The 9,633-nt window shown below is 69.0% G+C and carries 10 protein-coding genes and 1 riboswitch; of the genes, 3 read left to right on the top strand and 7 right to left on the bottom strand.

What is annotated here, in order from left to right:
• Positions 1–70: 70 nt before the first annotated feature.
• The 3 genes from BKH33_RS13165 to BKH33_RS13155 all read right to left on the bottom strand — a co-directional run bounded on the left by BKH33_RS13165 (position 71) and on the right by BKH33_RS13155 (position 4,416).
• The gene (locus tag BKH33_RS13165; protein ID WP_003780476.1) at positions 71–1,123 is read right to left on the bottom strand and encodes a GNAT family N-acetyltransferase; all 1,053 of its coding nucleotides are present in this window, start codon (positions 1,121–1,123) and stop codon (positions 71–73) included.
• Between the two features lie 148 nt (positions 1,124–1,271).
• Positions 1,272–3,524, bottom strand: coding sequence for a DNA gyrase/topoisomerase IV subunit B (locus BKH33_RS13160; RefSeq protein ID WP_003780430.1), 2,253 nt, complete (start codon positions 3,522–3,524; stop codon positions 1,272–1,274).
• Between the two features lie 109 nt (positions 3,525–3,633).
• Positions 3,634–4,416 carry a hypothetical protein gene (locus BKH33_RS13155; protein WP_003780420.1) on the bottom strand — a complete coding sequence of 261 codons (783 nt, stop codon included), beginning with the start codon at positions 4,414–4,416 and terminating at the stop codon, positions 3,634–3,636.
• Between the two features lie 184 nt (positions 4,417–4,600).
• On the opposite strand from BKH33_RS13155, the gene BKH33_RS13150 reads away from it, so the two are divergent.
• The gene (locus BKH33_RS13150; protein ID WP_003780431.1) at positions 4,601–4,873 is read left to right on the top strand and encodes a DUF7455 domain-containing protein; all 273 of its coding nucleotides are present in this window, start codon (positions 4,601–4,603) and stop codon (positions 4,871–4,873) included.
• A gap of 202 nt (positions 4,874–5,075) precedes the next feature.
• On the top strand, positions 5,076–5,486 hold the full coding sequence (locus tag BKH33_RS13145; protein ID WP_003780428.1) for a rhodanese-like domain-containing protein: 411 nt from the start codon (positions 5,076–5,078) through the stop codon (positions 5,484–5,486).
• 45 nt (positions 5,487–5,531) lie between these two features.
• On the opposite strand, the gene BKH33_RS13140 is transcribed toward BKH33_RS13145, so the two are convergent.
• Positions 5,532–6,434, bottom strand: coding sequence for an arginase family protein (locus BKH33_RS13140; protein WP_003780439.1), 903 nt, complete (start codon positions 6,432–6,434; stop codon positions 5,532–5,534).
• A 244-nt stretch (positions 6,435–6,678) separates the two neighbouring features.
• Here BKH33_RS13140 and BKH33_RS13135 point away from each other — a divergent pair, with 244 nt between their 5' ends.
• The gene (locus BKH33_RS13135; protein ID WP_003780424.1) at positions 6,679–7,020 is read left to right on the top strand and encodes a hypothetical protein; all 342 of its coding nucleotides are present in this window, start codon (positions 6,679–6,681) and stop codon (positions 7,018–7,020) included.
• A 176-nt stretch (positions 7,021–7,196) separates the two neighbouring features.
• On the opposite strand, the gene thiD is transcribed toward BKH33_RS13135, so the two are convergent.
• The 3 genes from thiD to thiM are packed head-to-tail and all read right to left on the bottom strand — an operon-like array spanning position 7,197 to position 9,510.
• Positions 7,197–8,024 carry a bifunctional hydroxymethylpyrimidine kinase/phosphomethylpyrimidine kinase gene (thiD, locus tag BKH33_RS13130; protein ID WP_003780429.1) on the bottom strand — a complete coding sequence of 276 codons (828 nt, stop codon included), beginning with the start codon at positions 8,022–8,024 and terminating at the stop codon, positions 7,197–7,199.
• Positions 8,021–8,683, bottom strand: coding sequence for a thiamine phosphate synthase (gene thiE / locus BKH33_RS13125; protein ID WP_003780468.1), 663 nt, complete (start codon positions 8,681–8,683; stop codon positions 8,021–8,023). Before thiE ends, thiD begins: the two co-directional genes overlap by 4 nt.
• Positions 8,680–9,510, bottom strand: coding sequence for a hydroxyethylthiazole kinase (gene thiM, locus BKH33_RS13120; RefSeq protein ID WP_076072817.1), 831 nt, complete (start codon positions 9,508–9,510; stop codon positions 8,680–8,682). The genes thiE and thiM overlap by 4 nt, the downstream gene beginning before the upstream one ends.
• Before the next feature lies 1 nt (position 9,511).
• Positions 9,512–9,600, bottom strand: a riboswitch (TPP riboswitch).
• Positions 9,601–9,633: the final 33 nt, after the last annotated feature.

Genomic DNA, 9,633 nt, shown 5'->3' with positions numbered 1-9,633 from the left:
CCGGCCACGATCGTGGCCGGTGCCGTCGCCCATCAGCGCATCTGACCCGCCGGGCGGCCACACCGGGCGCTCAGACGTCGAGGGCGTAGAGGATGGTGCCGCGGGTGGGCACGTAGCCCAGGGACTCGTACAGGTCCACAGCGCCACTGGGGTTGTCGGTATCGACGCCGGCGGCGGCGTACTCCATGCCGTCGGCCGCGTAGGCGCGCATGGCGGCCACCAGCAGCGCGGGCCCGATCTGTCGGTGGCGGTAGTCGCTCAGGACCCCGAGCACATCGGTGTAGCCCTCACGCCAGCCCAGTGCCTCCCAGTCCTGCTCATAGCGGCCCGAGCGCAGGTAGCCGGCGACGCGGGCCCGGTCCCCGGAGCGGTCCATGGCCACGAAGCTCCATTGGGGGGCGAAGTAGGCGCTGCCGGCGGTCCAGTCCTCGGGGGTGACGTTCTCGGCCTTCCAGGTCTCAGCCATGGCCTGGTTGTAGGCACGGCGAACATCGTCATCGATCTCGGGGGTCCAGGGATCGATCGTGATGAAGCCGTCCAGGTCCACCTCGGGGATCTCGTCGCCGAGGAAACGGCGCACCTCGCGGTACCAGCGCATCGGCTCAAAGCCCATGTCCGTGAGGTGGCCCTGCATGCGCTCGTCGTCCTCCAAGACGGTGGTGACCACGTGGGCGGGAACCTGGGTCGAGGCCTTGCCCGGCACGGAGCCGGCCCGCTCGGCGCCCACGAGATGGCGGGCCCGCTCGGCCTGCCAGTGCAGAAGGGCTCGACCGATGCCGCGCTTGCGTACGGCCGGGTCCACGGTGCCGGTCATGGAGGCGTAGATCTCGCCGGCCGGGCGCAGCCGCACCAGGCCGAAGGCGCGCATGACGCCGTCGGCGTCGCGGCCGGCGACCCCGGAGTAGGTGGGGTCGAGGAAGTACTCGGCCGTCTCCTGCTCACTGGTGCGGTAGGGAGGGTTGTCGACCTCCTCGACCCGGGCGATGAGCGCGGCCAGCTCGTGGTTGTCCTCAGGTCCCAGGGGGCGCCAGGACAGCTCGCGTGACAGCGCTGAGCGGGGCCCCGGGCGCAGGATGGGCCACGGTGAGGAGCCCGCCCGGCGAATGCCGTAACCGGATGCCATAACGCACCTCCCTCATGAAGGACGAACAGGGGCGAGTACAGATGAAGAACGACGATACGTCGACGATGCCGGGTCACGACCACTGGCGGGCCGTGGCACGAAGGTTACTGAGACTACCTGAAAGAGCCGTCGAGGCCTGATGCGATGGTCAGGCGTCGATGCGCTCGCGATCAACGTCACGGGCGCCCTCGACGATGAAGTCGCGGCGGGGCTCGACCGAGGAGCCCATGAGGAGCTCGAAGACGGACTCGGCCTCCATGACCTGGGCCTCGTCTCCCAATGTGATGCGCCGCAGGGTTCGGTGCTGGGGCTCCATGGTGGTCTCGGCGAGCTGGTGCGCGTCCATCTCCCCCAGGCCCTTGTAGCGCTGAGGCTCCTTGAAGCTGCGCCCCGAGCGCTCCAGCCGGCGCAGGGTGGTAACGAGCTCGTCGTCGGAGTAGGTGTAGATGATCTCCTTCTTGCGCCGACCTGAGCCGGAGACCTCAATGCGGTGCAGGGGCGGGACGGCTGCGAAGACCCGACCCGCCTCGATCATGGGACGCATGTAGCGGAAGAAGAGGGTCAGCAGGAGGGTGCGGATGTGGGCGCCGTCGACGTCGGCATCGGTCATGAGGATGACCTTGCCGTAGCGGGCGGCCTCGAGGTCGAAGGTGCGTCCGCTGCCGGCACCGACCACCTGGATGATGGCAGAGCACTCCACGTTGCGCAGCATGTCGGCCTGGGAGGCCTTCTGCACGTTGAGGATCTTGCCGCGGATCGGCAGGAGCGCCTGGAACTCGGAGTTGCGCGCGTTCTTGGCGGTGCCCAGGGCAGAGTCGCCCTCGACGATGAACAGCTCGGAGGCGGCGACGTCGTCACTGCGGCAGTCGGCGAGCTTGGCCGGCAGGGAGGAGGTCTCCAGGGCCGTCTTGCGGCGGGTGATCTCCTTGTGCAAGCGCGCCGAGACGCGGGCGCGCATCTCGCCGACGATCTTCTCCTCCAGAGCGCGCGCCTGGGTCTTGAGGTCCCGCTTGGAGGAGGTCAGCAGGGCGGTGAGCTCGCGCTCGACCACCTTGGAGACGATCTGGCGCACGGGCCCGGTGCCGAGCACCTCCTTGGTCTGTCCCTCGAACTGGGGTTCGGGCACGCGCACGGTGACGACGGCCGTCAGGCCCGCCATGATGTCGTCCTTCTCGACCCGGCCGTCCTTGGAGGTGATCTTCAGGGCCCGGGAGTCGGCCTCGATGCGCTTGCGCAGCACCTTGGTGAGGGCCTGCTCGAACCCGGTCAGGTGGGTGCCGCCCATAGGGGTGGCGATGATGTTGACGAAGGAGCGCTCGGTGGTCTCGTAGCCGATCCCCCAGCGCAGGGCGACGTCGACGATGCAGGTGCGCTCGACCTCCACGGGCCGCAGGTGCCCGCTGGCGCGGTCGAGCTGCTGGACGGTCTCGGTGTAGGTGCCCTGACCGGTGAGGCGGAAGGTGTCGGTCACCGAGCCGTCGGAGGCCAGGAAGTCGACGAAGTCGGCGGTGCCGCCCAGGGCCTGGAAGACCTCGACGCCCTCGTCGGCGCCGGTGTCGAACAGGTCACCGCGGTTCTCGGTGGCGTTCTTGGCGGCCGCCCGCAGGGTGACCTCGTGGACGGCGTCGTCGGTCTCACCGGCGTCGGCGGCGGGCGTGTTGGAGGCGGCGATGGCCTCGGCCTCGGGGCGCTTGTCCTCCAGGCGCAGGGTGAGCCCAGGCACGAGGAAGCTGGTCTGGCGCAGCCGGGCGCGCAGGGCGGCAGCGTCGTACTCGGTGGGCTTGGGGAAGATCTGGGGGTCGGCCCAGTAGCGCACGCGGGTGCCGGTCACGCCGCGGCGCACCTTGCCGATGACTCGTAGCTCGGAGGCCTTGGTGAACTCGGTGAAGGGAGAGGAGGGGCTGCGTCCGGCGGAGTCGTCGAAGATGCCGGGCTCACCGCGGTGGAAGCTCATGGCGTAGGTCTTGCCGCCGCGGTCGACCTCGACGTCCATGCGCTCGGCCAGGGCGTTGACGACGGAGGCGCCCACGCCGTGCAGGCCACCGGCGGCGCCGTAGGAACCACCACCGAACTTCCCGCCGGCGTGCAGCTTGGTGTAGACGAGCTCGACGCCGGTCAGGCCGGAGGAGGGCTCGATGTCCACGGGCACGCCGCGCCCGTTGTCACGCACCTCGATGGATCCGTCGTCGTGGACGGTCACCGAGATGTCGTCGCCGTGCCCCTCAAGGGCCTCGTCGACGGCGTTGTCGACGATCTCCCACACGCAGTGCATGAGGCCGCGCTGGTCGGTGGAGCCGATGTACATTCCCGGGCGCTTGCGCACGGCCTCGAGCCCCTCCAGGACGGAGAGGTGGCGGGCGGAGTAGTCGCCCCGGCTGGTCTTGTTCTCGGATGAGGGCACGCTGGGAATCTAGCCGATCGGCGCCGCCCGTGCCTCGCGCCCCGCCGCGGGGAGGCGTGTGGCGTCATACGTCAGGCGAGCGTCGACCCACCCGGCACCGCCGAATCGTTCAGTCGAGCGGGAGGGCGGGGCTCACCCGGGCGCTGCCGATCCCGCGGTCCGCCTTGCCCAGCCGGAAGCGCACCCGCCTCTTGAGCACGGTACCCGAGACTGCCCGGCCGTCCACCAGACCCTCGGCCGGGAAGAGCGTGAAGGTCCACCGCTCGGCGTAGTCGGAGTCGGGAACGAGGCCGGGCGGGCACTGCAGGAGTCGGGCTCCCCACAGCCGGCGGGTCATGAGGGCGCGGGTGTCGACGCCGTCGACCTCGAAGCGCTCCGCGGGGGCTGAGGTGACGTCCTCATAGCTTCCGGCCGAGATCCCGTACTGGCCGACGACGCCGGCCACCATGATCCAGCCGTCCTTACCCAGCGTGGCCCCGGCAAGGTCAACGGGGTCAGCGGGGTCAGTAAGGCCAGCACCCTCCCCCAGGGCCGGGTCGACGAAGTCCTCGAGCAGGTCGGGCCGCTGACCGCGGCGGATGCGAGGATCCACGGCGCCGCGGGTGTCGAGCCGGTCCGTGGCCGGGATCGCCAGGAGCCCGTAGTCAACGTCGTCGGCGAAGCGGAACGGGGCGAAGTGCTCTCGCAGATGGGCCACTGTGCGCTCTGCCCGCTCCCAGCGGCTGCCAACGTCCCCGCTGCCGCCGTCCTCATCCAGGCACTCGGCCACGACCTCGGCGGGCGGCCGCAGCCCCACGGCCTCCAGCCTCTGGCGAAGGGCCGCGTTGGTTGCCCAGCCCGAACGCTCCAGGCGCGCGATCTCACGGTCGCGGAACTCCTGCACCACCGACATCCTGACTGCTCCCCTCCCGATTTCCGTCCGTTGACAACCCGCTGGCACCACCTCCAGCATCCACCCGATCGGCAGGCACCACGGTGAGGTGCGCCATGACGGCGGTGCGCCGTGGGCGAAAGCGCGTGCGCCTCAGGCGGAAACGGCTCTTTCGGACAGCAGGAGTCGCCTTCCTCATGATGCAATGCGAACCATGAGCACAATCGGAACCTCGACCGCCGCACAGGCGGTGACCACCCTGGACGAGCAGACCACCTCTGCCGCCGACTCCTCCGAGCGCCCGCTGACCACGGCCGACCGCTGCGACGTCTGCGACGCGCAGGCCTACGTCCGAGTCGTCATGCTGACCGGCGAGCTCTTCTTCTGCGCTCACCACGCCCGCCAGCACGGAGAGAAGCTCAAGGAGGTCGCCCTGCTGTTCCAGGACGAGACCGCGAGCCTGACCGCCGGCAGCTGACGTGGAAATTATCACTGAAATTCACCCTACCGTTCACTGAATACCACCGCCGGTTCCCGCCGGAACCCGTTTATCCTCATCCTTGAGGCCCTGCCCCTGTTCCCACCTCGAGTCTCCCGACACAGAGCCTTACGCTGATCCAGCATCCCGTCTGCTCCCACCCAGGCTCGACGAAGCCGTGTGACTCCTGAAGGAACCGTCTGTGAAACGCCCCATCCGCGTCCTGGCCGTCTCAACCCTGCTCGTCTCCTGCGGTGCGCTGGCGCTGACCGGCTGCTCGGGATCCTCCAGCTCCAGCGCCTCCGCCTCGGCGCACACCACCCCGGCGGACGCGAAGGCCACTGGTCCCGTAGTCATCATCGACCTGCGCTCAACCAAGGACTACAAGCAGGGTCACCTGGAGGGGGCCGTGAACTACGACTTCTCCTCCGGCACCTTCTCCAAGGAGATCTCGGGACTGGACCACAACTCCCAGTACCAGCTCTACGGGAGCAAAGACCAGTCGAAGATGGCCAGTGCCGCCATGCGCAACGCCGGCTTCCCCAGCGTCACCGACCTGGGAACCATCGACGCAGCGAAGAACACGACCGGGGCGAAGGTCGTCACCGACTGACGGCGGTCGCCCCGGCGGGCGAGTTCGCCCAGCCCGCCCCGATCCTCAGAGAAGCGGCAGCCTCTCCAGGAGATGGGTGAGAGCGACGACCTGCCGAGGCACGTACTCGGCGATCGTCAGGCCGACGACGTCGGCCGCCCGCCCCAGATCCCTGATCACGCGGTTGGTCTGAGTCACGCTCAGGCCGCCGCGATCGTAGCCCAGTCCCAGCCGGACCTCATCGGCGTCCACGGTGTCGACATCCAGATGGACTGCTACGCGGCTGCAGCCGGTGGCCTCCAGCCACCTCAGCAGGGGCTCTGTCGAGTCGCGCAGGTCGGCCGGGCCGAAGGCGTGCAGCCCCCACGTGGCGATGTTGGGGTAGTCGTCCTCGGTCCAGGAGTGCAGGCCCGCCAGGGCCAGTCGGCTCGGGGAGACGAAGGCCGCCAGCTCCTCCATCACCTCGACGTCACCAGTACCGATGATGTGGGAGACCGCCATGGCGTGGTAGCCGGGGTACTGGGAGTGCGAGGTGCCGATGTCGGGGTGGGAGTCGATCCAGACGACGGCCATGTCGTCTCCGTAACGGGCGGCGAGCTCGGTAAAGGGGACGACGGAAACAGCGCAGTCCCCGCCCAGGGTGAGGATCCTGGGAGCGTCGTGCCGGGCGATCGCCTCGCGGGCGTCACGAATCCCGGCCAGGATCTGGGCACGCGACTCCATGCCGTTAGTGACGAGGACCTCCTCGCCAGTAGGTTCATCGCTGACGGGGACGATCTCCGTGGGGCCGGCGTGCTCGGGCAGGAGCGCCGTCAGCACCCGGGTTCCCAGTGCGTAGACGCGCCGCGCCTCCCCGTAGGGCAGCTCGGGCAGCAGGCTGCGCACCGAGGTCTCTCCCGCCCCCTGCCACTGGGGCCAAATGAGGCGAAGGGTGTCGGACTGGGCGAGGGCGGTGCGTGCGTCAACCATCTCAGCTCCTGAGCGAGGAAGTCTCCCAGGTTTCAGTTTACGAGCCCGGGCTGTACGCCACCTGACTCATTCCTACGTCGCACGGGCAGAAGTTCCCGGTAGGAGCGACCGCGATCGCAGAAGAGTCTCTGAAGGCCTCATCTGAAAGATTCAGGCATTGCCCTGGCGCCCGGCAGGGCCGGGTTCCATCATGGGCAGTGGACTGCCGACACGAGCCGAGAAGACGAGTGAGAGGAGAGTCGCCGTGGACCAGCAGCTGAAGGCCGAGGGCGGCCTCGGCCGCTCTCCGGCTGTCACCGCCCTGACTGCTGCGGCTGCGGGCGCGGTGCTACTGATCCCGCTCCCCTTCATTGGAGTACCGCTGTCCTTCGTCGCCCTTGTCATAGGTGCCGCACACCTGCGCGGCTCGAGCCGGTATCGGCGGTCGGCGTGGGCGGCCGTAGCGATCGCCTCGGTGACGCTGGTCGCGGCACTCGTACTCGCCATGACTCTTCTGGCCGTCAGAACGGAGTCCACGACAACAACGCCGCAGCAACCGGTTCCAGTGCGGACCGCGCCGTCGGCTCCAGGTAGCAGCCAGGGCTGAGGTCCAACGCATCAGTCCCCGGCGGCCGCCGGTTGATCCTCGGGGATCGACTCGGCCTTCCTACCGAAACTGGTGGGTGCGGTCACCGTCGTCAAGGACGCACTGGGCGCCGCGCCTCCACCCTGCGCAAGCTCGGCAGCGTGAGCCGGGGAGGTCGCCGACGACAACGACATAACTTACCATCCGGTTCTAGTCCAGACTCGGTAAAAATGGTGGACGGGCCCGCGCCCGTGTCCAACGCCCAGGGCCTCGGCGTGTGCGATGGCGCCGGTGAGGTAGTCCTTGGCGTCCCGCACCGCTTCCAGCCAGGTCGCCCGGCGTGGTCGCAGCGAGGCGATCGCCGAAGAGAGCGTGCATCCCGTGCCGTGGGTGTTCTGCGTGGCCACCCTGCGACCGCACAAGATCTCGACGCCGTCGGCATCGGCGTAGACATCGACGGCGTCACCAGCGTCACCGCTCAGGTGACCACCCTTGACCAGTACCCTACGTGCACCCAGATCCCTCAGGCGCTGCGCCTGGTTGCGCAGCTCACCGAGGGTCGCCGCGGGCTCCTCCCCCAGCAGGACGGCCGCCTCATAGAGGTTAGGAGTGATGAGATCGGCTTTGGCGCACAGACGGCGCACGGCACCGACCGCCTGCTCGTCGAGAAGGCGGTCCCCGGAGGTGGCCACCATGACCGGGTCGAGCACCGTATGAGTGAGTCCAGGCAGGTACTCCCCCACCGCGTCGGCCAGCTCGGCGGTGGCGAGCATCCCGATCTTCGTGGCATCGGGGACGATGTCCTCCAGCAACGTGTCCATCTGGAGACGGACGAAGTCGACCGGCACGGCGTGCACACCGGCCACACCGCGCGTTGACTGGGCAGTCAACGCCGTGATGACGCTCATCGCGTAGGCGCCGAGGGCACTCATGGCCTTCATGTCGGCCTGAATGCCGGCGCCACCACTAGGATCTGAGCCGGCGATGGTCAAGGCGGTCACGGTTGCCGAACGCTGCTGGCTCATCGCCGACATCCTTCGTCCCAGGCACGGTGCAGGTCGGCGGCGACGCTCCTGGGGTCATCAGCCGTGCAAATGGCTGATACGACGGCGGCACCGGCCAGACCACCCGCCCGGAGGGCCGGCAGGTCGCTGGCCGTGATGCCGCCGATGGCCACAGCAGGCAGATCGATCAGGGCAGCCATACGCGCCACGCCGTTCACCCCCAGGCTCTTCGGAGCGTCGGCCTTGGTGGCGGTGGGGTGAACGACGCCGATGCCGACGTGGTCGCAGGCGCCCTGCTCTTGGGCGGTGCGCAGTTCGTCGGGAGTCGCGGCCGACAGCCCGAGGTAGGCTTCTTCCCCGACGAGACGGCGTGCGATGCGGGCGGGCAGGTCCGACTGGCCGAGGTGTACCCCGGCCACGGGCGCTCCCTGATCGCGCGCCGCCAGGAAGATGTCGACGCGGTCGTTGACGATGACGGGGACCTGATCACCAATCACCTCGGCCACCTCCAGCACCTGAGTCAGGAAGAGTCCGCCGTCGGTACCCTTGGCGCGCAGCTGGACGCAGGTGACTCCGCCGTCGACAGCAGCCTCAACGGTGGCCAGGACGTCTCTGCCGCGCGAGCGGCACTGGCCCTCATCGGTAACGAGGTAAACCGACAGGTCCGGTGCGGCCCTCATGCCGGCCCTCCCCCGGCGGCGGTGGTCGCGCTGGTAGCACTGACGCTAACGTTCTGCAGGTCCTGCATCTCAAGGGCGTACAGGGCGTCGAGGAAGGCTGGTGGGAAGGATCCGGGGCCGGTTGATCGGGCCTCCGCTCGCTCGGCAGCAGCGCTGTAGACGGCATGCGCAGCGACGACGGCGCTCACGTCATCCAGGTCCTCCTTCCGCCCCGCCCCGAGAAAGGCCGCGACCACCGCACCCAGAGCGCAGCCCCCGCCGGTCATCCGGGTCAGTAGCGCGGAGCCGCCCTGAACGTGGATGACGCTCTCGCCGTCGGTGATCAGATCGACGGGCCCGGAGACGGCGACAACGCAGCCGTGGCTGCGGGCCAGGTCGCAGGCCGGATCGAGTGTTGCGGCGACGTCGTCGGCGGTCTCGACGCCCCGCCCACCGCTGCCATCACCGGCCAGAGCCAGGATCTCCGAGGCATTGCCCCGTACGACGCTCGGTCCCCGGCCGAAGAGCTCACGGGCCAGCGCAGTGCGGTGCGTCAGCGTGCCGATGGCCACCGGGTCGAGGACCCACGGCGTGCCCGCGTCGGCTGCCGCAGCCACGGCCTCACGGGCGGCGTCCCGCTGCTCGGGCTGAGGCGTGCCGAGGTTGATGAGCAGCGTGGAGGCGACGCGGGCAAAGGGGCCCGCCTCCCCCGTGATATCCACCATGGCGGGCGCCGCGCCTAGAGCCAGGAGAACGTTAGCGGTGATGTTGGTGACCACCGCGTTGGTGATGCAGGAGACCAGCGGGGCGTGGCGGCGTACCGCCTCAAGCGCCGCTGGGGTAGACATGCCCCAGTGCATGTGACATCCCTTCGTCAGTACTAGCTGGACAGGTTCGACGGGTGTGTTCTCAGCCATGTGGCACCCCGTGTCACGATCGAAACACTAGCATCGACGGCGTCGGCCCCGGAA

Source organism: Actinomyces naeslundii, assembly GCF_001956585.1.
GTDB lineage: Bacteria > Actinomycetota > Actinomycetes > Actinomycetales > Actinomycetaceae > Actinomyces > Actinomyces naeslundii.
Note: the sequence above shows the minus strand (reverse complement) of the source record. Positions and strands in the feature narration are given on the sequence as shown.